The following is a 19,737-nucleotide window of genomic DNA, read 5'->3' as shown; positions in this document are numbered from 1 at the left end:
AGTTACATCTGCATCTTGGTGACTTCGAGAAAGGCCGAGACGACCTTGTCGCGGATGGCAATCGCGGTCTGCAGCGTCTGCTCGGCCTGGAGCATGGAATCGACGACTTCACGCGTCGTCGCCGTGCCTTTGATACCGGCAAAGGACATGCTTTCCGCACCCTTCAGGCTGTTGACCGCCTCACTCGCCATGTTGCCCATGACGGAGGCGAAGCTCATGCCGTTGGCCGCTCCTGCGGCGCCCGACATGGTGGCGGCAGACGAGGAGGCGGAATTTTCGGTGTCGACGGCGCCGAGCGCACGGGTCATCGAAAGGTTGCTGACATTCTGGACGCTGCTGATCATTATTATTGGCTCTTCAGGAGGTCGATCGTGGAGGAGATGAGATCGCGGGTCTGTTTGATGGTCTGCAGATTGGCGTCATACGAGCGGTTGGCTTCGCGCATGTCGGCCATCTCGACCAGGATATTGACGTTCGGCAGTTTGACGACGCCCTTCTGGTCCGCAGCCGGATTGCTGGGGTCGAATTCAGTGCTGAAGTCGCCTTCGTCGACGCCGACCTTTTTGACGCCGACAGTCTCGACGCCGTTGCTGCGATCCATCTGCTGGCCGAAGGTAATCGTCTTACGGCGATAGGGATCGGCGCCGGGCGTGTCGCCGGTCGAGCGGGCATTGGCGATGTTTTCCGAAACGATGCGCAGGCGCGTCGATTGCGCCTCGAGCCCGGAACCGGCGATTTTCATTGCTGCTGAAAGCGGATCCATGACTTTACCTCCTGACCGTCATCAACATCATGCGGTTGAAGGAACTGACCAGCGAAGTGTTCAGATCGTACTGGCGTTTGATATCGCCCGACTTGGAGAGCTCCTCGGCCAAACCGACCGTATTGCCGGATTCCTGGACACCGATTTCCTGGTCGAGCGCGGCGTCCTTGACGTCGATATCGCCGCTGTCGCTGAAATCGTTGCCGCTGAGATGCGCCGGATTGGTGCGCGCCATGTTGATATCGGAATTGTCGAGCACCGCATCAAAGGGCGTAACGTCCTTGGCGCGGAACTTCGGGGTATTGGCATTCGCGATGTTGCCGGCAACAACCTGCTGACGGATCGTCAGCCATTCCGCCTGCCGCGAAGCCAAGTCGAAAAGTTGGATCGGTTGCATGAGAACTCTCCGTTTTTACTGTCCCGAACCTAGTGCGGTAATCTTGCGTGGGACTTACGGGGAATTCAGGCGTCGAGGCGGTTTTCGGGGGAACGCCGCCGCGACGCTGTAACTCTTTGAATAGCTGCGTCATTCCATAAATCGGAATCGATCTAAGAAATGACGGAATAAAAAACAGGGGCTCCGGCCGGTTCACGGCGGAGCCCCTGTTGCCTTCAGCGTTTACGGAAAGGTTCAATTGTTCTGGTAGATCTCGCCTTTGGAGGTGACGATCACCCATTTGCCGTCGCGCTGCTCGAGTGTCGCAAGGCGGCTTTCGTCGGGCAGGATCGAGCCGATGCGCACCACATACATGCCCGAGGGATCCTCGATCAGCGCCCGGCCGTTGGAAACATGCAGCAGGCGGAAGGAAGATTTGCCGGGGAAAGGCTGATCTTCCTGTATGGCGCGGCCATCGCGCTCCTTGCCGAGATCGGAGACCGTCGCCGTCGTCAGCGGATCGATCGGCGGGGCCTTCTTGTCCGCCTCGTTCCTGTTGACCATGGCAAGCGGCGAGACGCTGAAGACGTTGCGGGCCGGCCAATCCGGCAGTTCACGCGAATTCTCGCTGGCGGCGACATTGATGCCGAATTTGTCCGCATTGAAGAAGACGTACCAGGGAAAGAAGGCGGAGGCGCCGGCAAGCGCCAGGCCGGAAAAGGTCAGAAACCGATCCAGGATGGCGGCTTTCCTGCGCTGCTTCAGTGAACCGATACGTTCGTCGTCGAAATCAGCCACGTCTAGCCTCTCCTCTGAATAGGGGCGCCCTGATTGCCCATGCCGGCTGCAGCCTTGAGCGCGCCGGCGAGATCGGCGAAAGCGTCGAGCGAGTCACGATCGCCCGGAGACTGCTTCAGGACGTCGTAAATAATCGGCACCTGCTTGATCGCCATGTCGAGATCGGGATCAGCACCCTGGCGGTAACCGCCGATCATGCGCAGGTCGCGCGTCTCTTCGAAACGATGGATCAGCACCTTCAGCCGCGATACCAGCTTTTCCTGATCCGGCGTCCAGGCCTTGCGGGCAAGGCGCGAGATCGAGGCGAGCGGATCGATCGGGGGATACCGCCCTTCTTCGGCGAGACTGCGCTGAAGGACGATATGTCCGTCGAGGATGCCGCGGGTCGAATCAGCGATCGGGTCATTGTGATTGTCGCCGTCGACGAGGATCGAGATGATCGCCGTGATGGTGCCGGCGCCCTCGGGACCGGGACCGGCGCGTTCCAGGAGGCGAGGCAACTCGGTGAAAACGGAGGCGGGATAACCGCGCGCGATCGGCGGTTCGCCGGAGGCGGTCGCCACCTCGCGGATCGCATGGGCGAAACGCGTGACGCTATCGACGATGAAGAGGACATTCTCGCCCTTGTCGCGGAAATGCTCGGCGATGGTGACCGCCGTCAGCGGCGCCATCTTGCGCAGCATCGGGCTCTCGTCGCTGGTGGCGACGACGGCGATCGCCTTCTTCATATTGCTGCCGAGCGTATCCTCGATGAATTCGCGCACTTCACGGCCGCGTTCGCCGACGAGCGCAATGACCACCTTGTCGAAGGCATCGGCGCGGGCGAGCATGGACAGAAGCGTCGACTTGCCGACGCCGGAACCGGCGAAGATGCCGAGGCGCTGGCCGAGGCAGAGCGGCGAGAAGATGTCGATCGCGCGCACGCCGGTCTTGAAGCCGGTCTCGACACGCTTGCGGGTCATCGAGGGCGGCGCGGTATTGGAGATCGAGCGGCGATCGAGGCCCTCGGTGATCGGGCCCAGCCCGTCGATCGGCTCGCAGAGCGAGTTGACGGTGCGCCCGCACCAGCTGTCCGTCGGTGAAATGCGGAAGGCGCCCTTGCGGATGACGGTATCGTGGATACCGATCGGTTCGCCGGGTTCGATCGGGCAGACATAGATCAGTTCCGGCTCGACACGCACGACCTCGCCGAGATGGATGCCGGTGGCCGATTTATGGGCCACGAACTCGCCGAGACGAACATGGCGGGAGAGACCGTGAACCGTGTAGTGGCCTGCAGCGATGGTCTGCACGCGGCCGCCGTGGGCAACCGCGAACTCCGGCGATGCGTATCGGTCGACGAGGTCCGCCAGATGCGCCAGCTTCGGAGAAAGACCGTCCACTGATAGTAGCGTGGTGCTCATGCTTCAAATCCCGCCCTAAAACACGTCGCGTACAGCTTGCTGCATGCGACGTATTTTGGATCTTTGTTCTTGTGCATGTCGCCCAAAACCGCCGGACACTTTTGGGCGGCATGCATCAGCGGCTGCCCCCAAGCGTCTGGACGGCTTCCTTGAAGGAATCCTCGCTGTCGCGCATCAGCGACGAGACGCTTTCGAAGGCGCGGTTGACTTCGATCAGCTGGGTGATCTCGCGCATGGCGTTGACGTTGGAGTTTTCGAGATACCCCTGCTCGACGCCGACATTGAAGCGGTCGACGACGGCGCGCGGCTGGTCGGTGGTCATGATGCCGCTGTTTTCGTAGCGCAGGTAACCCTTGCTGATATCGGCCTCGAACAGGCCGAGCGAGCCGACCTGGCGGCCGCCCTGATAGATGATGCCGTCGCTGCCGACGGCCGGCTCGCCGCCTGTCGTGTTGAGCTGGATCGGCGCGCCGCCGGCGTCGAGAACCGGATATCCCCGGATCGAGACGAGTTCACCGGTATCCTTGATCGTGAAGCGGCCGTCCCGCGTCAGGACGCGGCCGGCCGGCGTATCGAGCGAAAACCAGGCATCGCCCTTGATGGCAAAATCGAGCATGTTGCCGGTCTGCTGCAACTCGCCATTTCCCTCGTTCAGGTAGTCGTTGCCCTGGGAAACGAAGGCGACCTTGGTGTTCAGCTTGTTCTTGGTGGCTGCCACCATCTCGTCGAACTTCACCTCGGTGGCGCGAAAACCGGTCGTGTTCACGTTCGCCATGTTGTCTGCGATGGTGGTCAGGCGCTTTTCGAGGGCCATCTGCGACGACAGAGAAACATAAAGACCGGATTGCATGTCGGTAAGCTCCAAGCATTGGCGATGAACGGAACGAAAAGCCGGGCGTCGTCTTATGCGGTTCGGCCGGGATTTCGCTGAGGCGGCATCTCAGAAACGGGCATGGGCACCCATTCGTCCCCTTTAGACTGACGGCAGATGCTTGCGCGAAGCTGGCACGCGGAAATGCCTCGCGAGCGGGCCTTTCATCAGCCTCACGCAAGGCAGAAACCCTATCGGTCTCAATGAAAAGCAACGTTCAGATTGGGCTGACGATGAACATCATTATCGGATTTATAGTGACTTGCGGCTGTGTCATCGGCAGCTTCATGGCGATGGGCGGTGACGTGAACGCTCTGTTCCAGCCCTTCGAATTCGTCATCATCGGTGGCGCCGGTCTCGGCAGCTTCATCATGGCGAACCCGATGAAGGTGGTGAAGGATTCCGGTAAGGCGCTCGGCGAAGCCTTCAAGCATGCCGTGCCGAAGGAACGTAACTATCTCGATACTCTCGGCGTGCTCTATTCGCTGATGCGCGACCTGCGCACCAAGTCGCGAAACGAAATCGAAGCCCATATCGACAATCCCGCCGAATCGACGATCTTTCAATCGGCTCCGACCGTTCTGAAGAACAAGGAACTGACGGCGTTCATCTGCGACTACGTGCGCCTGATCATCATCGGCAACGCCCGCAGCCACGAGATCGAGGCGCTGATGGATGAAGAGCTCAACACCATCATGCACGACAAGATGAAGCCCTACCACGCGATCCAGATCATGGGCGATTCCTTCCCGGCGATCGGTATCGTCGCGGCCGTTCTCGGCGTCATCAAGGCGATGGCTCACATCAACGATTCGCCTGAAGTGCTCGGTCACCTGATCGGCTCGGCGCTCGTCGGCACCTTCCTCGGCATTCTCTTGTCCTACTGCGTCTGCTCGCCGCTGGTCTCCCAGATCAAGGTCGTGCGCAACAAGCAGCACCGCCTCTACGTCATCGTCAAGCAGACGCTGCTTGCCTATATGAACGGCTCGGTACCGCAGGTCGCTCTCGAATACGGTCGCAAGACGATCTCGGCTTACGAGCGTCCGTCCATCGATGCGGTTGAGCAGGAAATGATGAACCCAGGTGGCGAAAACAAGGCGGCTTAAATGACTATGAGCAATGCTTCGCATGACAAACCGGCAATGGATCCTGCCCTCCTCGCCAAGCTGACAGGCGGGCTTGGCGACAGAGGCAGGGTCGCCAAGATCTGCAGCTCCTTCGGGGAAATCTACAGCGAATTCTTTCCCGACGTCATCAAAAGCGAGACCGGCCTCGACGTGACGGTCAACTATCTCGGCTGCGAGATTGGCTATAAGAACCACCTCATCGAAGACCTGAGCGCGAACGTCACGCTCGTCGACGCGACACTGCGCAACTGGTCGCAGAACATTACGCTTGCCTGCGGCAACGGCTTCGTCATTACGCTGATGGAGCATCTGCTTGGCGCCACAGCCGATACGATCGAGGAACCGGCCGACCGGCTGCTGTCGATCATCGAGCTCGATCTGGCGGTCATGGTCTTCGACAAGATCGCCAAGGTGCTGCGATCGGCTGTCAACGCGCCGGGCGGTTTCGAACCGAGCCTTTCGGCTCCGTACGGCCATGACATGCGCGCCCGGCCGCAGGAGGATCGTCCGGATGAATTCGCGGCCGCCATCAACATGTCGATCACGCTTGCCGGCATCGTTTCGGAATTTTCGTTGATCGTTCCGCAGACGGCACTGCTCAAGACCAAGGTGACGCCGCCGAAGCCGAAACGCCAGGCCAGCAGCAACTCAGCGGAATGGACCGAACAGCTCGGCGACCAGGTCCGCCGCTCACATGTCACGCTCGAGGCGAAGGTCAGGCTGCAGGACCTGACGCTGCGCACGATATCGAAGCTGATGGTCGGCGACATCATTCCGTTCCGCGACCACGGCGAGGTGCGCGTCGAAGTCAGCGCCAACAGCAAGGAATTGTATGTGTGCGAGTTCGGGCGTTCAGGCGAAAACTACATGGTCCGCGTCAAGGATACGATGAACTCGGATGACGAACTCATCCGTCATTTAATGAATTAATCGGTTCTCTGGCCTTTGGGCTGCAAAGGCAGTTTGAGGCAAGTTTCAACTGGAATAGTGATTTCATGGCTACGAAGAAAACACAGCAGAACAGCGACCTCTCCCTGGATCTTCCGGGCAGCGAAGCCGATCTCGACCAGGCGATCGACGATCTGCGCGGCGTGCTGAAGCAGGATGCCGATGGCGACCTGTCGCAGTTTGGCGGCGACCTGCAGAGCGATCCCTTCGCAGCAGGAACGGACCTGGCGGCCTTTGGCGGCGAGACTTCGGAAACTCCGTTTGGCAGCGACGATTTCGGCGGCGACTTCGGCGGCGGCGATGCCGACCCGGCGGCCGGCATGGATTTCGGCAGCAACCCCTCCTTCGAGGCGTCGCCGGCCCCGCTCGGCAGCGCTTTGAATTCCAACTTCGACCTGATCATGGACATCCCGATCGACGTCCAGATCATGCTCGGCACCAGCCGCATGCAGGTCTCCGGCCTGATGAACCTCAATGAAGGGGCGACGATCGCCCTCGACAAGAAGATCGGTGAACCGGTCGAGATCATGGTGAATGGCCGCAGGATTGCCCGCGGCGAAATTACGGTGCTTGATAACGACGACACGCGATTCGGTGTGAAACTGATTGAAGTTTTGAGTACGAAAAAAGCCTGATCCCTGTGTGGGACGGAGAGGTTAGACCATGATGGACTTTGACGATTTCGGCGGCGCACTAGCCGGGAAACCGTTGACCCAGGCTGAAAAGGCGGCGGCTGTTCTTCTCGCTATGGGAAAGGGCGTCGCCGGCCGGCTGTTGAAATATTTCACCCAGGCCGAACTGCAGACCATTATCTCATCCGCCCAGTCGCTGCGCGCTATTCCGCCGGACGAGCTCCTGTTGCTCGTCTCCGAGTTCGAAGACCTCTTCACCGAGGGCGCCGGACTGATGGACAACGCCAAGGCGATCGAGGCCATTCTTGAAGAAGGCCTGACGCCCGACGAGGTCGACAGCCTGCTCGGCCGCCGCACCGCATTCCAGGCCTACGAAACCTCGATCTGGGATCGCCTCAGTGAGGCGGAGCCGACATTCATCGCACAGTTCCTGCTGCGCGAACATCCGCAGACCGTCGCCTATATTCTTTCGATGATGCCCTCCGCCTTCGGCGCCAAGGTGCTGCTGCAGCTTCCCGACAACCGCCGCGCCGACATCATGAACAGAACGGTCAACATGAAGGCGGTCAGCCCGAAGGCTGCGCAGATCATCGAAAACCAGGTCATGACGCTGCTTGCCGAGGTTGAGGCAGAGCGCAATGCAGCCGGCTCGACGAAGGTTGCCGATCTCATGAACGAACTCGACAAGCCGCAGGTCGACACGCTGCTCAGCTCGCTCGAATCGATCAGCCGCGAGTCGGTCAACAAGGTTCGCCCGAAGATCTTCCTGTTCGAGGACCTCATGTACATGCCGCAGCGCAGCCGCGTCATGCTGCTCAACGACATCTCGACAGACGTGCTCACCGTCGCGCTACGCGGGTCGCCGCCCGAGATCCGCGAATCGGTTCTCTCCGCCATCAGCCCACGCCAGCGCCGCATGATCGAATCGGATCTGCAGAGCGGCATGGGCGGCGTCAATCCGCGCGAGATCGCGATTGCCCGCCGCGCCGTGGCGCAGGAAGCGATTCGCCTGGCCAATTCCGGCCAGATCGAGCTCAAGGAAAAGGCAGGCGACGCTTCGGCGGCCGCCTAAAACGTCGAGACTGTTGACAAATCCGGCATGCCGAAAGGCGGCTGTTGATCGCCGTGTCACAGACGACTACCCTTCCAACAATAGACCGTGCTCTAGAGCGCGTCGCATAGAACTCGGTTCTTGCGACGCGCTTTAGGTCTTTGTTCTGATGCATGTCGTCATCCCAAAAGAGCTGCACGTTTTTGGGCGACATGCATTAGGCGCGGCCTATTTCTTTGACGGAGGGCCGCGACTTGGCAGACGATGACAAGGACAGCAAAACAGAAGCCCCAACCGCGAAAAAGCAAAGCGATGCCGCGGAAAAGGGCAACGTGCCGTCTTCGCGCGAACTTTCGATCTTTGCGACCATCCTTGCGACCTTCATTTACCTCGTATTCTTCCTTCCCGACAGCGTCGGGCGCATGAGTGAAATGCTGCGCGACATCTTCGAACAGCCCGACCAGTGGAAGATCGAGACGGGGCCGGATGTCCTGGCGCTGTTCGTCCGGATCGGCTGGGCAAGTGCCGCGCTGCTGGCGCCCGCCTTCATCCTGTTCATGGTATTCGGCGTCGCCTCCTCCGTCTTCCAGAATCTGCCGACACTGGTGCTTGAGCGCATCCGCCCGCAGGCCTCGCGTATCTCGCCGATCAAAGGCTGGTCACGGCTCTTCAGCGTGCCCGGCCTGGTCGAATTCGGAAAGTCGCTGTTCAAGGTGGTCGTCGTCGGGGTGATCCTGTTCTTCGTGCTCAGGAGCGAATATTTCGGCTCGATCGACGCGATGTTCTCCGATCCGCAAACGATCCTCGTGCGCGTGACGGCGGCGATGCGCAAGATCATCATCGTCATGCTGATCGCCACGGCTATCGTGGCGATCGCCGATCTTTTCTGGACGCGCCATCACTGGTTCACCGAACTGAAGATGACGCGGCACGAGGTCAAGGAAGAAAACAAGCAGGCGCAGGGCGATCCCTTGGTCAAGAGCCGGCAGCGCTCGCTGATGCGCGACCGGGCGCGCCGGCGCATGATCGCCAACGTGGACCGCGCGACGCTGGTGATTGCAAACCCGACGCACTATGCGGTGGCGCTGCGTTACGCGCGCGAAGAGAACGACGCGCCGGTGGTGCTGGCCAAGGGTCAGGACCTGATTGCGCTCAAAATCAGAGAGATCGCCGAGAAGAACGGCATACCGGTGTTCGAAGATCCGCCGCTTGCACGCTCCATGTTTGCGCAAGTCTCGATCGATAGTGTCATCCCGTCAGTCTTCTATAAGGCGGTAGCGGAGCTCATCCACCGGGTCTACGCTGCGGACGCCAAGAACAAACGGGTAAGATAAGCCGAATGAAAAAATGCCCCCACTCTACCCAGCGTGAAAAGATCCTCGCAGACGCGATCAGCCCGGTCGCCACTGAACTACGCCTTCTGGATGCTTCTGACCTTATTTCACTGCTGCGCTTCGAGTATTACGGCAATCTTTCCGATCTCGTCGCTTCGGCGGCGGAGCTTTTCTTTCATCCGGGCACGGTGAATTTCGGCCTTGGCGGCAACTATACTCTGGAGTGGGGCGGCAAGCCCGAAGTCGTTCTCGATCTGGAAATCAAGCCGCGCGGCGTCACCGTTTACGCGCAGCTCACCCTTGCCGAAGATCACGCCGGCATCGAGATCAGCCATATCGCTTTCCAGGAGCCCTCGGCCGATCCTGACGAGAATACCATCTTCCTCAAAAAGAGCCTTCGGGAAGCGCGTTACAGCGTGAACCAGCCGCCTCAGGCGCTGGCCGGCTGACTTTCTTTCGAGACAATCGCGCTTTCATTTCGACTTGGACAACAAGTCAAAGCTTGACAGCGTCCGTTGCGGTCAAGGACTGGGCGGGTTCAGCTGATATAACCGAGCCGGATCGCCTTAGCGATCGCCTGGATACGATTGACGGAATCGAGCTTGATGGTCGCCGAGCCGAGATAGGCGTTCACGGTGTGCACGGACAGGCCGAGCTTGTCGGCAATCTCTTCGCTGATGCGGCCGTCGCCGGCAAGCTGCAGACAGGCGATCTCGCGTTCGCTGAGCGCCTCGGCGGCAGCCGTGCGGCGTTCGTCGAGCGAGAGCAGGTCCATCATGATGTGGCAGCAGCGACCGTGCAGCTCGACGATGGTATCGCTCGAAGGGTCGATCTCATCGCCGGTGAAAAGGATGAAACCATTGCCGACGGCGCCGAGCCGCACCGGAAAGGCAAGTCCGGAGAAGGGCAGAATACCGTCCTGCAGTCGCGTCATGAACGGCGAGAAGTCTGCCGGACCGGGTGCCGCACGGTCGTAACCGCCGGCCCATGAGAGCGGCAGCAGCGACTTGTCGATATGATCGAGAAGAATATCGCCGTAGGCATCCGTGAAGGCCTTGCCGAAACCGGCATTGGAAGAACCCCAGTTCTCAAGCTCGCAGACAAGCCTCTGCTTTGCCGGAAGGCCCGAGCCGCTGACGCGGAAGATCGCGAAGCCTTGCGCATCGGCGAGCTTCTGCATCGCGATCAGCCGCGGAAAAAGATCGGACCGGCTGGAAATCCTGTTCACACGCACCGTGCGCAGCTGCTCGGCGCTGCTCATCGTCCTGCCTGCTGGATAGCCCATAGATCCCCCTATACGAGATTATTGCGGACGGCGAAGGCAATGGCCTCGGACCGGGTCTTGGTCGCCGTCTTGCGCATCACGCTGGTGATGTAGTTGTTGATGGTATTGCGAGAGATTCCGAGGATCATCGCGATCTCGTCGCTGGTCTTGCCTTCGGCGATCCAGAACAGGCATTCCAGCTCGCGGTCGGTCAATTCGAAATCGCGATCGACCTTCGTACCACCGCAGCGCAGGAAGCTCGCGACATAACCTGCAAGCAGGCCTACGTCCCGCAGGCGCTCCGGCGAAAGGATGAACCCCTCGCCGAACAGGAACATCAAGGCCAGCCGCGACCGGCCGACATTGAAGGTCACCGAACAATATTGGCGGCTGGCGCCATCCGGAATCTCGGCACTGTCAGGCAGAAGAGCAAAATTCGGCTGGAAGACCTGCATGCATTTTTCCAGCTCTGTCGAGCGGGCATAGCCGCGGACCAGATCATTGGCGATGTCCCTGACCAGATCGAAAGGCCAGTCCGACGAAACGATGAAATCGAGGCCACTTTCCTGAAGGAGATCGCAGCGCGCCAGAAGGTAGTGCGAAGCACCCACGTAATCCGTCAGAGCGCGCAGACCAGACTGCAACCTGCCGGTGCTGGCAACGCCGTGGAGGCGCTGGAGCAGCTCATCGCGCGGCAGCAGATCCGGCACCACCGCACTCGCGAAATTCGCCATATGCCTCTCGCCTTTGCTCGCCTGAATTACATTCATATCCATTGGCAATGTCCTGCGGCTGAGAAACGATCGAACTCGGTGCAACAGCATTTTTTCTGTAAAGGATTCAGGTCAAGTCCCGCTCGAATCCCATTTCGAATCACCTAAGGGTAAGCCAGCCGATGCAAATCACCATCTCCGACTTCTAGGGATTTACTTTCGCTGTCGCCAATGCACTGATTCGACCACTCGTTCCAGCCTTCAAGATCTAAGGAGGCTAAGGTGATTCTGGCGGCATCGCAACCAGCTTCGCGTTTTACGCGAATCCCTCTCATCATGTCGCGTTACAGCCGCATTTAAGGAGTCGGGTCTATAGTGTTGTTCGAATTCCCAACCCTGATTGTCATGCCCCAAGTCTCTCACATAGCCGGTCATGGTTTTCAGCAACAGCGGTCAGGAAATCCAGCTTTGGTACCGATATGAAAAAAGGCCGGTTGCCCGGCCTTTCCTTTACGCTGCTTCGTCGATCGCCCATTTCCTGAGGATTTTCGCGGCGCGTTCCTCGTTGATCTCGACCATACGGGAAAGCTTGCGTTCCGGACCTTCCTTGACACGGCGATTGAAGTTTCCATCGTCGTCGCCGAGGCTGAGCAGGTCTTCGGTACTGTCGAAGCCGAAGTCGGACCCGAAGCCGTCCATGAGAGCGCCGCCGGGTGCTGCCGATGCAGGCGCGAAGTCCGGAAGCTCGAGGCCGGCCGCTTCCGGCGTCGCGTCGCCGAAAGCCGCGGAGCTGCCGTTGCCGTTGATGCTGCGCACCAGAGGCCGCAGGCCCATCCAGACCACCACGAAGGCGACCGCGACAAAGGCGAGCGAGTTGATGATGCCGGCAAGGTTGCGGCTCAGCATGTCCATGACGCGGACACCGCCGGTGGCGTCTTCGAGCAACTGGTTCTCGAGGAAGTCCATGGCCGTCACGGTGACGACGTCGCCGCGCTTGGCGTCGATGCCGGCCGCCGACGCGACGATCTTCTGCATTTCGGCAAGATAGGCGTCGACCTTGGTCTGATCGGCGGGCTCACCGACCATCTTGGCGATGCGGCCCTTGTTGACCACCACGGCGATCGAAAGCTTTTCGACCTTATAGCTGCTGCGGGTCGTCGCCGTCGTCTTGCTGTTGATTTCGTAGTTGGTCTGCTCTTCGCGCTTGTCGGACTTGTCCTGCGATTCAGGCCCGGCGGAGCCGCCGGCCTCGGGAGCCGCCTGCGGAATGTTCTGTTCGACCGTCGTCGCGCTATCGGACTGCTTCTGCTGCGACTGCTGGGCTTCCTTCGTCGAGCGGACCGAGCGTTCGACCTTGGATTCAGGATCGAAAACCGTTTCCTGGATCTGCTGGGCGTCGGTGTTGAGATCGGCGGTGACGCTGGAGCGGAAGTTGTCCATGCCGAGGAAGGGTGCCAGCGCCTTGTCTATGTTGGATTCGACTTCCTGCTGAACGTTCTGAACGATGTTGAGCGAGCGGTTCAGCGAGCTGTTGCTCGCCTCGTCGCCGGAAGCGAGCAGTTGGCCGGCGGAATCCAGGATCGTCACGTCATCGACGTCAAGCCCCGGCACGGCCGAGGCGACGAGGTGGCGGATCGAGGTCGCCGCGCTCCGCCCGGTGGTGGCGCTCGCGCGAATCATGACGGATGCGGTCGGTTTTTGCTCCGCCTTCCGGAAGTTTCCGACCTCCGGCATGACGATATGAACGCGCGCGGCGGTGATACCAGAGATCGACTGGATGGTGCGGGCGATTTCGCCCTCCAGCGCTCGAACCCGCGTTACCTCCTGCATGAAGGAGGTCAGGCCGAGGGAGCCGACATTGTCGAAGAGTTCGTAACCGGCATTGGCGCTGTTCGGCAGGCCGCGCTCGGCAAGCATCAGGCGGGCCTTGCCCGTCATCCCCGCGGGAACACTGATGCTGGAGCCGTCCGTGCCAACCTGGAAATCGACGTTGGCTTCGGCAAGCGCCATGCTGATCTGGTTGAGATCCGGCGAGTCCAGACCGACATAGAGCGTTTCCTGTGCCGGTTTGTTGACGAAAAGGGCGGCCGCAAGGACGATTGCGATGGAGACGGCACCGACACCTCCGAGAATCATCAGGCGTGTTCGGCCCAGGGAACCGAAGTTCTTAAAGATCTGAACTAATTGATTTAACAGATTCATTCTGTTCTCGCACGATCCGTCAAAGACAAAGCAGGCTTATTGCCTCATCTGACGAATAGTCGGCGAAACTTGTGCGAGCGTTTCGTGAGAGCGTGCGGGAGCGAAAAGGCCTAAAGTAATTCCAGCAAAAGTGCGCAGCGGTTGCGTCCGGAATTGCGCTAGAACAAAGAGAGAGCGTTTCCGTGACTCGGAGAAAAACGGGTCGTTCTAGAAGAAATCGAAGTCGCCGGCTGCCTTGCTCAATGGCTGGGAGTGGCCGTGACGTGTGGCGCCGCCCAATGCCTTTTGCATCTCCGCCAGCTTGACGAGGCTGAGCGCGGTTGCGACGTCGACTGCCCAGCCGTGCGGGATTTCGCCGGTGATGGTGTCGATGAATTCTGCAAGGCCGCGTGATTTCTGCACAGCCAGATCGATGCCCTGCATGACCTTCATGGCATCCGGCGAATTCAGGATTTCGGCGCCGCCGAGGTCGAGAAGCTGCGGCTCGATACGCTCGATGAGATAGGCGACATCGTGCAGTTCGGACACGATGCGCATCAGGATGTCGCTCAGCGCTTCGACAGGCGCAGGCGGCTCCATCATCTGGGTAAATGTCATATGAAAATCCTCGCCATCAAAAAAATTCGATACTGGTTTCGACGGGCTTCTGCGGAGTGGCGGGGCGCTGCTCGAGAGCGACGGTTCTCTGCGTTTCGGCGCCGGTCAGGGGGTATTGCCGGGCACGACCGGAGACCGGCCAATATTCAAGCTTGCGTCCATGCTCTCCGCCGGTCGAGGAACCGACCACCGGAATGCCTTCATCCCTCAGGAACTGCACGGCGAAGGCCGCGTTCTGCTCACCGACATTGGAGAATGTCGAGATCGTCTTCGCGCCGCCGAAGATCTTTGCCTCCAGCCGGTCGCGCCGGGCGCCCTGCTTCAGGAGACCGTTGATCAGCAGTTCCATCAGATGCACGCCGTACCGCGTGGCATCGCCGCCTGACGTCGGCGACGTCGCCGAACCGGGCAGCAGAAAGTGGTTCATACCGCCGACACCGGCGACAGGATCTCTGAGGCACGCAGCCACGCACGAACCGAGAATGGTCGAGAGGACCGCATTCGGATCGTTCAGAACCTTATACTCGCCCTGAATGATGTGCACGCGGCGGGCTGCCCCCTCAGTGATCATTTCAGGGCTCCAAACACGGCTTCGATGGCCGCTTTCATCTTCTCGATCGTGAACGGCTTGGCGAGCACGTTGTTGGCGCCGAGCTGGGCCGCCTTCTGCACCAGTGCGCGGTCGCCCTGGGCGGTCAGGATGATGAAGGCCGCCTTCTTGGTGTTGGGGTTGGTGCGCACCGCCTGAAGGAAGCCGATGCCATCCATCTTCGGCATGTTGAAGTCCGAGATTACCAGGTGGTGCGGCTGCTCGGCCATGATCTTCATGCCCTGCTCACCGTCACCGGCCGACGTGATCTGCTTGAAACCGAGCTGGGTCAGCGCATCGCTGAGCAGCAACCGGCTCGTTACCTGATCGTCGACGATCAGAACTTTGATTTTCTCCGCGAGCGACATTTATTCGGTCCCTTCCTTTCGGGCGGCTGTCATTTTCAATATTTCTTCACCGATGGCAGACAGCGGCAGCTGCTGCTCAACGGCGCCAAGTTCGTGAGCAACCCTTGGCATTCCGTAAACGACACAGGTTTTTTCGTTCTGGCCGAGCGTTCTGGCGCCGGCGTGGCGCATTTTCAACAATCCGGCGGCGCCATCGCGGCCCATTCCGGTCAAAATCACGCCGACGGCATTGCGGCCCGCCAGTTCCGCGACCGAATCGAACAGCACGTCCACCGAGGGGCGGTGACCGTTGACCGGCGCGCGGTCAATGAGACGGCAGCAAGGCGCCGAGGCACCGCTGACCTGGAGGTGGCGTTCGCCGCCGGGCGCCAGATAGATCTTGCCGATTTCGAGCCGGGCGCCATCGGTCGCTTCCTGCACCACCGGCGCACAGAGGCGGTTCAGCCGTTCGGCGAAGCTCTTGGTGAAGGTCGGCGGCATATGCTGGGTGATGACGGTCGGCGGGCAATTCGCCGGAAATTTCTGCAGCACGGCAATGAGTGCCTCGACGCCGCCGGTCGACGAGCCGATCGCAACGATCTTGCGGCCGACGCGGAAATCGGCGACCGAGGGTGGTGGCGCGACGGCGGCGACGGGCTGGGAATACTGGCGTTGCGTGCGTGCGGCGGCCTTGACCTTTTCGGCGAGGTCGCCGAAAGGCCTGAGTTCGCCCGGCGCCGGCTTGCCGACGCAGTCGAACGCGCCGATCTCCAGCGCCGCAAGCGTCGCCTCGGCGCCGCGATGGGTCATCGTGGATACCATGATCACCGGCATCGGACGCAGCGTCATGATCTTTTCGAGGAAATCGAGGCCGTTCATGTTCGGCATCTCGATGTCGAGCGTCAGGACGTCGGGGTTCAGCCGCTTGATCGCCTCGCGCGCTTCCAGCGCGTCGCCGGCCTGGCCGATGACGTTGACCTCGGGATCGGAACTCAAGACGGCGGTGATCAGCCCCCGCATCGTCGGCGAGTCGTCAACAACGAGAACCCTTGCCGGAGCGCTCATGCCTTCCTCCCGAGACCTTTGGCCGTATAGCGATAGGTCGTGATGCCGATATTGTCGAAGACGTGTTTTGCCTCGCCCGAAACACGTTCGGAATGGCCAATATAGAGATGCCCGCCCTCCGGCAGCAGACCGGCGAAACGCTGCCAGATCTTCATCTGCGTCGGCTCGTCGAAATAGATGACGACGTTGCGGCAGAAGATGACGTCGAACTTGCCCTTGAACGGCCATTGCGCCATCAGGTTCAGTTCGTTGTAGGTGATCAGCCGCTTCACGCGGTCGTCGACCTGGAACTTCCGGCGGCCCTGCACCTCGACTTCGCTGAACCATTGCTTGCGCATGGCGGGCGATACGGTTTCGAGCGCGCTCTCGTCATAGGCGCCGGCCCGGGCGATCGCGAGGATCTTCGGATCGATGTCGGTTGCCAGGATCTTGAAGTCGTAATCGGCGACATTCGGCATCAGCGACAGCACCGTCAGCGCGATCGAATAGGGTTCCTGCCCGTCGGAGGACGCGGCCGACCAGATGCGCACCCTGCCGCCCGATCTCGCCCGCTGCAGAAGCTCCGGCAGGACATGGTCGCGCAGATGGTCGAAATGATGGTTTTCGCGGAAGAAACGGGTAAAATTGGTCGTCAGATGCGAAAGCATCTCGCGACGCGGCGCAGCACCCGCCGGCGAAGCGACGAGGTCGCAATACTCCCGGAAGCCGGACAGGCCGAGATTGCGAATATGCTTCGACAGGCGCGAATAGACGAGCGACGCCTTGGTCTCGTTGAGGAAGATGCCGGCATCTGAATAGATCATCGCAGCGATCTCGGTGAGGTCGCGGCGCGTCAGCGGATATTCTCCGCTCGCCAGGACCTCGTCGGATCCTTGCCTCTGATCTTTTGCGCCCATTACACTCATGCGGCTTCGCTTTCGGTCTCTGGAAAGAGGGATTCGAGTTCGATCAGGCAGATCAGGCGCTTCTCGATGGCGAGAACGCCGCGAGCAAATTGACGCTCGAGCTCGGAGGTGATCTCGGGCGTCGGCTGAATGGTTTCTTCGGTCACCGTCAGGATGTCGGAAACGGCATCGACCAGCAGGCCGACGACCTTGCGCCGGACCTGGGCGACGATGATGACATGTCGGGCAGTCGGATCGGCCGGCTTCATGCCGAGCCGGGCCGCAAGATCGATGATCGGCAGCACCGCGCCGCGCAGGTTGATGACACCCAGCATATAGCCAGGCGAATGCGGCATCGCGGTTGCCGGGGTCCAGCCGCGGATTTCGCGAACCGACATGATGTTCACGCAAAATTCCTGATCCCCGATGCGGAACGCGATCAGCTCGCGATCCCCCTCGTTCAGATTTTTTACAGTGTACGACATTCCCTTATCCCACCGCTGCTAACGACATTTCCGCTTTGAGCGACTGGCCGCGCGAGGCACCGACGACCGCGTCGACATCGAGGATGAGAGCGACGCGCCCGTCACCGAGGATGGTGGCGGCGGCAATGCCCGGCACATGGGTGTAGTTCGCTTCCAGGCTCTTGATGACCACCTGGCGCTGACCCTGGATGGCGTCGACCATCAGGGCGCGCTGGCCGCCGCCTTCGGATTCCACCAGAAGCGCCACGCCCTCGACCGGATTGGCCTGGGTAGCGCGGAAGTTCAGGATGCGGCCGACATCGACCAGCGGGCAGAAGCTGTTGCGGATCGAGATCAACCGGTGGTTCGCACCGAAGGAGTGGATCGCGGCCGCTTCCGGCTGCAGGGTTTCGACGATCGCCGTCAACGGCACGACCAGCGTCTGGCCGGCGACGGTGACCACCATGCCGTCGAGGACGGCGAGCGTCAGCGGCAGGCTCATGGTGAAGACCGAGCCGTGACCCGGCTTCGAGGTGATGTTGATGCGGCCGCCGAGCGCCTGGATCGAGCGCTTGACGACGTCCATGCCGACGCCGCGGCCGGAGATGTCGGAGATCTTGTCGGCCGTCGAGAAGCCCGGCAGGAAGATCAGGTTGTCGATTTCTTCGTCCGACAGGTTGGAATCGGCCGGGATGAGGTCGTTGTCGATCGCCTTCTGGCGGACCTTCTCGCGGTTGATGCCGGCGCCGTCGTCGGCAAGCTCGATCAGGATGCGTCCCGAACGATGCTTGGCGGTCAGGCGGACGGTGCCTTCGGTGTTCTTGCCGGCGGCTGCGCGCTTTTCGGGCGTTTCGATGCCGTGGTCGACGGCATTGCGGATCATGTGGGTCAGCGGTTCGGCGAGCTTGTCGATCACCGTCTTGTCGACTTCGGTGTTTTCACCCTCGGTGATCAGGCGGATCGACTTGCCGGTCATGTCGGCGATTTCGCGAACGATACGCGACATGCGCTGGAAGACCGGCTTCACCGGCTGCGCGCGGATGGCCATGACCGAGTCCTGGATCTCGCGGGTGAGCTGCTGCAACTCCTCGAGGCCCATATTGATCGAAGAGGTGCCGGTCGTGTCGTTCTCGATGACGCTCTGCGACAGCATCGCCTGGTTGATGACCAATTCGCCGACGAGGTTGATGAGGCGATCGACACGGTCGAGATCGACGCGGATCGTCTGGCCGGCGCCGGCGGCATTGTTCTGGGCGGCGGCACTTGCTGCGGCCGCTGCGGCGGCTGCCGATTCCTTCTTCTCGACGCGGGCGGCGACCATCTGCGTGACGTTGGAGGCAGTCTCGGCGGCAGCAACGGCTGCGGCCGTCTCCCGCGCGTCCGAGGCGGAAACTTCTTCCATTGCGCCCGTTTCGTCCAGGATCGACAGATCGAAGGGAACCGGCACCATCGGCAGTTCGTCGTTGCTGGTGGCGCCGGCCCTTGCTTCTTCGACCGGCTTGACCGTCAGCTCGCAATCCCACTCGGCGAATTCGAAGACGGTGCGGATGGCGTCCTCGCCCTTGTCCGTCTTGATCGTGACGTTCCAGAAGAAATAAGCGCCTTCCGGGTCGAGTTCCTCGAGGCCCGGCAAGTCATCCGTATTGCAATAGATCGTCATTTCACCCAGGCGCGAGAGATCACGCAGCAGCAGGGTGGCGTCATTGCCCTTTGAATAGAGTTCGTAGCGCGGCTTGAAGATGACTTCATAGGTCGGCATGCCGCCCGCATCGTCTTCGCCGCCAAAATCGTCGAAGGAAAAGGGGACCGGCTGGAAGCCGCTGTCGTCAGTCGGCTTGGAGGTCGGCGCCGGAGCGGCCGGAGCAACTTTTGCGGCGGTCTTCGGCGCAGGCGCCTCGGCTGACGCAGAGGGAGACGGCAATTCGCCGTTGGCCAGCGCCTCGAGCTCCTTGACGAGGCCGCGGCTGCGGCTTTCATCGACGCTGCCGCCGTCGCGTGCAGCATTCGTCAGGTCGGCGAGCACGTCGGCCGACTTCAGCATCACCTTCAGGACATCCTGGCTCGGCTCAAGCTTGTTGGATCGAACGCAATCGAGAGTGGTCTCGAAGACATGGGCGAAGGCGACCAGATCGTCAAGGCCGAAGGCGCCGGCGCCACCCTTGATCGAATGCACGGCACGGAACACCGCATTGACGGTTTCCGGATCGCGATCGCCATCATTCAATTTCAGAAGACCGGATTCCAACTCGGCGAGCTGTTCCTCGCACTCCTGGAAAAAGATCTCTTTGATTTCGTTCATATCCATAGGA

Annotated in this window: 22 protein-coding genes; 6 read left to right on the top strand and 16 right to left on the bottom strand. The window is 60.7% G+C overall.

What is annotated here, in order from left to right:
* Positions 1-2: 2 nt before the first annotated feature.
* The 6 genes from fliE to flgF form a co-directional block, all read right to left on the bottom strand.
* Positions 3-344, bottom strand: a complete 342-nt coding sequence (gene fliE / locus BS630_RS12095) for a flagellar hook-basal body complex protein FliE (RefSeq protein ID WP_020048480.1) — start codon at positions 342-344, stop codon at positions 3-5.
* A 2-nt stretch (positions 345-346) separates the two neighbouring features.
* Positions 347-763: a flagellar basal body rod protein FlgC gene (gene flgC / locus BS630_RS12090; protein WP_003545531.1), complete on the bottom strand. Its 417-nt coding sequence runs from the start codon at positions 761-763 to the stop codon at positions 347-349.
* 4 nt (positions 764-767) lie between these two features.
* The gene (flgB, locus tag BS630_RS12085; RefSeq protein WP_017958990.1) at positions 768-1,160 is read right to left on the bottom strand and encodes a flagellar basal body rod protein FlgB; all 393 of its coding nucleotides are present in this window, start codon (positions 1,158-1,160) and stop codon (positions 768-770) included.
* Between the two features lie 234 nt (positions 1,161-1,394).
* Positions 1,395-1,937, bottom strand: coding sequence for a flagellar protein (locus tag BS630_RS12080; protein ID WP_077977598.1), 543 nt, complete (start codon positions 1,935-1,937; stop codon positions 1,395-1,397).
* Positions 1,938-1,939: 2 nt separating this feature from the next.
* Positions 1,940-3,340 (bottom strand): flagellar protein export ATPase FliI, encoded by a 1,401-nt coding sequence (gene fliI, locus BS630_RS12075; RefSeq protein ID WP_017958988.1) that lies wholly within the window; start codon positions 3,338-3,340, stop codon positions 1,940-1,942.
* 115 nt (positions 3,341-3,455) lie between these two features.
* A complete protein-coding gene (gene flgF / locus BS630_RS12070) occupies positions 3,456-4,190 on the bottom strand; it encodes a flagellar basal-body rod protein FlgF (protein ID WP_077977596.1) in 735 nt (244 codons plus the stop codon).
* Positions 4,191-4,444: 254 nt separating this feature from the next.
* Between flgF and motA the strand changes: the two genes are divergently transcribed.
* The 6 genes from motA to BS630_RS12040 all read left to right on the top strand — a co-directional run bounded on the left by motA (position 4,445) and on the right by BS630_RS12040 (position 9,752).
* Entirely contained in the window at positions 4,445-5,317 is an 873-nt protein-coding gene (gene motA / locus BS630_RS12065) for a flagellar motor stator protein MotA (protein ID WP_011650470.1), read from the top strand.
* Positions 5,318-6,268 (top strand): FliM/FliN family flagellar motor switch protein, encoded by a 951-nt coding sequence (locus BS630_RS12060; RefSeq protein ID WP_077977594.1) that lies wholly within the window; start codon positions 5,318-5,320, stop codon positions 6,266-6,268.
* A gap of 65 nt (positions 6,269-6,333) precedes the next feature.
* Entirely contained in the window at positions 6,334-6,921 is a 588-nt protein-coding gene (gene fliN / locus BS630_RS12055; protein ID WP_077977593.1) for a flagellar motor switch protein FliN, read from the top strand.
* Positions 6,922-6,949: 28 nt separating this feature from the next.
* A complete protein-coding gene (gene fliG / locus BS630_RS12050) occupies positions 6,950-7,990 on the top strand; it encodes a flagellar motor switch protein FliG (protein ID WP_077977591.1) in 1,041 nt (346 codons plus the stop codon).
* Between the two features lie 233 nt (positions 7,991-8,223).
* Complete coding sequence (flhB, locus tag BS630_RS12045; RefSeq protein ID WP_026264917.1) at positions 8,224-9,303, top strand: flagellar biosynthesis protein FlhB; 1,080 nt, start codon at positions 8,224-8,226, stop codon at positions 9,301-9,303.
* Positions 9,304-9,308: 5 nt separating this feature from the next.
* The gene (locus BS630_RS12040) at positions 9,309-9,752 is read left to right on the top strand and encodes a hypothetical protein (protein ID WP_017958982.1); all 444 of its coding nucleotides are present in this window, start codon (positions 9,309-9,311) and stop codon (positions 9,750-9,752) included.
* An 89-nt stretch (positions 9,753-9,841) separates the two neighbouring features.
* Here the strand turns inward: BS630_RS12040 and visR are convergent, their stop codons facing one another.
* From visR to BS630_RS11990, 10 genes are all read right to left on the bottom strand, one after another.
* The gene (visR, locus tag BS630_RS12035) at positions 9,842-10,588 is read right to left on the bottom strand and encodes a transcriptional regulator VisR (protein WP_028740340.1); all 747 of its coding nucleotides are present in this window, start codon (positions 10,586-10,588) and stop codon (positions 9,842-9,844) included.
* Positions 10,589-10,596: 8 nt separating this feature from the next.
* On the bottom strand, positions 10,597-11,343 hold the full coding sequence (gene visN, locus BS630_RS12030; protein WP_026154436.1) for a transcriptional regulator VisN: 747 nt from the start codon (positions 11,341-11,343) through the stop codon (positions 10,597-10,599).
* Between the two features lie 447 nt (positions 11,344-11,790).
* Positions 11,791-13,482, bottom strand: a complete 1,692-nt coding sequence (fliF, locus tag BS630_RS12025) for a flagellar basal-body MS-ring/collar protein FliF (RefSeq protein ID WP_077977590.1) — start codon at positions 13,480-13,482, stop codon at positions 11,791-11,793.
* 207 nt (positions 13,483-13,689) lie between these two features.
* Complete coding sequence (cheT, locus tag BS630_RS12020) at positions 13,690-14,079, bottom strand: chemotaxis protein CheT (protein WP_017958978.1); 390 nt, start codon at positions 14,077-14,079, stop codon at positions 13,690-13,692.
* A 16-nt stretch (positions 14,080-14,095) separates the two neighbouring features.
* Positions 14,096-14,650 carry a chemoreceptor glutamine deamidase CheD gene (cheD, locus tag BS630_RS12015; protein ID WP_077977589.1) on the bottom strand — a complete coding sequence of 185 codons (555 nt, stop codon included), beginning with the start codon at positions 14,648-14,650 and terminating at the stop codon, positions 14,096-14,098.
* The gene (locus BS630_RS12010; protein WP_003545503.1) at positions 14,647-15,036 is read right to left on the bottom strand and encodes a response regulator; all 390 of its coding nucleotides are present in this window, start codon (positions 15,034-15,036) and stop codon (positions 14,647-14,649) included. The genes cheD and BS630_RS12010 overlap by 4 nt, the downstream gene beginning before the upstream one ends.
* Complete coding sequence (gene cheB, locus BS630_RS12005) at positions 15,037-16,080, bottom strand: protein-glutamate O-methylesterase CheB (protein WP_017958976.1); 1,044 nt, start codon at positions 16,078-16,080, stop codon at positions 15,037-15,039.
* The gene (gene cheR / locus BS630_RS12000) at positions 16,077-16,985 is read right to left on the bottom strand and encodes a protein-glutamate O-methyltransferase CheR (RefSeq protein WP_018072553.1); all 909 of its coding nucleotides are present in this window, start codon (positions 16,983-16,985) and stop codon (positions 16,077-16,079) included. Before cheR ends, cheB begins: the two co-directional genes overlap by 4 nt.
* Entirely contained in the window at positions 16,982-17,449 is a 468-nt protein-coding gene (locus BS630_RS11995) for a chemotaxis protein CheW (protein WP_020048469.1), read from the bottom strand. The genes cheR and BS630_RS11995 overlap by 4 nt, the downstream gene beginning before the upstream one ends.
* A 4-nt stretch (positions 17,450-17,453) precedes the next feature.
* Positions 17,454-19,733, bottom strand: a complete 2,280-nt coding sequence (locus BS630_RS11990) for a chemotaxis protein CheA (RefSeq protein ID WP_077977585.1) — start codon at positions 19,731-19,733, stop codon at positions 17,454-17,456.
* Between the last annotated feature and the right edge of the window lie 4 nt (positions 19,734-19,737).

The sequence above is a fragment of the Rhizobium laguerreae genome (genome assembly GCF_002008165.1).
In the GTDB taxonomy this organism is placed as follows: domain Bacteria; phylum Pseudomonadota; class Alphaproteobacteria; order Rhizobiales; family Rhizobiaceae; genus Rhizobium; species Rhizobium laguerreae.
This window is presented reverse-complemented; position numbering and strand designations above follow the sequence as displayed.

Excerpts from the sequence above, each read along its gene's own strand:
- fliG (WP_077977591.1), top strand. The coding sequence starts at position 6,950 with ATGATGGACTTTGACGATTTCGGCGGCGCACTAGCCGGGAAACCGTTG.
- cheD (WP_077977589.1), bottom strand. The coding sequence starts at position 14,650 with ATGATCACTGAGGGGGCAGCCCGCCGCGTGCACATCATTCAGGGCGAG.
- flgF (WP_077977596.1), bottom strand. The coding sequence starts at position 4,190 with ATGCAATCCGGTCTTTATGTTTCTCTGTCGTCGCAGATGGCCCTCGAA.
- BS630_RS12060 (WP_077977594.1), top strand. The coding sequence starts at position 5,318 with ATGACTATGAGCAATGCTTCGCATGACAAACCGGCAATGGATCCTGCC.
- flgC (WP_003545531.1), bottom strand. The coding sequence starts at position 763 with ATGGATCCGCTTTCAGCAGCAATGAAAATCGCCGGTTCCGGGCTCGAG.
- fliN (WP_077977593.1), top strand. The coding sequence starts at position 6,334 with ATGGCTACGAAGAAAACACAGCAGAACAGCGACCTCTCCCTGGATCTT.
- BS630_RS12010 (WP_003545503.1), bottom strand. The coding sequence starts at position 15,036 with ATGTCGCTCGCGGAGAAAATCAAAGTTCTGATCGTCGACGATCAGGTA.
- motA (WP_011650470.1), top strand. The coding sequence starts at position 4,445 with ATGAACATCATTATCGGATTTATAGTGACTTGCGGCTGTGTCATCGGC.
- flgB (WP_017958990.1), bottom strand. The coding sequence starts at position 1,160 with ATGCAACCGATCCAACTTTTCGACTTGGCTTCGCGGCAGGCGGAATGG.
- cheR (WP_018072553.1), bottom strand. The coding sequence starts at position 16,985 with ATGAGTGTAATGGGCGCAAAAGATCAGAGGCAAGGATCCGACGAGGTC.
- visR (WP_028740340.1), bottom strand. The coding sequence starts at position 10,588 with ATGGGCTATCCAGCAGGCAGGACGATGAGCAGCGCCGAGCAGCTGCGC.
- fliE (WP_020048480.1), bottom strand. The coding sequence starts at position 344 with ATGATCAGCAGCGTCCAGAATGTCAGCAACCTTTCGATGACCCGTGCG.
- BS630_RS12040 (WP_017958982.1), top strand. The coding sequence starts at position 9,309 with ATGAAAAAATGCCCCCACTCTACCCAGCGTGAAAAGATCCTCGCAGAC.
- visN (WP_026154436.1), bottom strand. The coding sequence starts at position 11,343 with ATGGATATGAATGTAATTCAGGCGAGCAAAGGCGAGAGGCATATGGCG.
- BS630_RS11995 (WP_020048469.1), bottom strand. The coding sequence starts at position 17,449 with ATGTCGTACACTGTAAAAAATCTGAACGAGGGGGATCGCGAGCTGATC.
- fliF (WP_077977590.1), bottom strand. The coding sequence starts at position 13,482 with ATGAATCTGTTAAATCAATTAGTTCAGATCTTTAAGAACTTCGGTTCC.
- cheB (WP_017958976.1), bottom strand. The coding sequence starts at position 16,080 with ATGAGCGCTCCGGCAAGGGTTCTCGTTGTTGACGACTCGCCGACGATG.
- BS630_RS11990 (WP_077977585.1), bottom strand. The coding sequence starts at position 19,733 with ATGGATATGAACGAAATCAAAGAGATCTTTTTCCAGGAGTGCGAGGAA.
- fliI (WP_017958988.1), bottom strand. The coding sequence starts at position 3,340 with ATGAGCACCACGCTACTATCAGTGGACGGTCTTTCTCCGAAGCTGGCG.
- cheT (WP_017958978.1), bottom strand. The coding sequence starts at position 14,079 with ATGACATTTACCCAGATGATGGAGCCGCCTGCGCCTGTCGAAGCGCTG.